Origin of the sequence: Vibrio marinisediminis, assembly GCF_014050145.1 — a bacterium.
Lineage (GTDB): Bacteria > Pseudomonadota > Gammaproteobacteria > Enterobacterales > Vibrionaceae > Vibrio > Vibrio marinisediminis.
This window is the reverse complement of the sequence record NZ_JACFYF010000279.1, coordinates 1-264: the sequence shown is the minus strand read 5'-3', so window position 1 is coordinate 264 and position 264 is coordinate 1. Positions and strand designations below refer to the sequence as shown.

Here is a 264-nt window from a genome sequence, read left to right as displayed (position 1 = left end):
CGACAGTTTCCTCATCTGGCGGCTGAGGAATGGGGCCGCCCATGTCACCGACGCAACCAACGCGGCGCGCACCATGCTCTACGACATCCACAAGGGCGCTTGGAGCGCAGAGATCTGCACGCTGTTCGATATCCCCCTCGGGATGCTGCCGCAGGTGCATGACTGCGATGCAGAGTTCGGGACCTGCACACCCGAGCATCTGGGCGGCGCGGTTCCGATCCTCGGCGTGGCCGGGGACCAACAAGCCGCCACCATAGGGCAGGC

General features: G+C 65.5%; 1 protein-coding gene. It reads left to right on the top strand.

The genetic code is table 11. The features are described from left to right. The coding region (locus tag H2O73_RS24095; protein WP_246335998.1) for an FGGY family carbohydrate kinase at nucleotides 1-264 on the top strand (264 nt) is incomplete at both ends.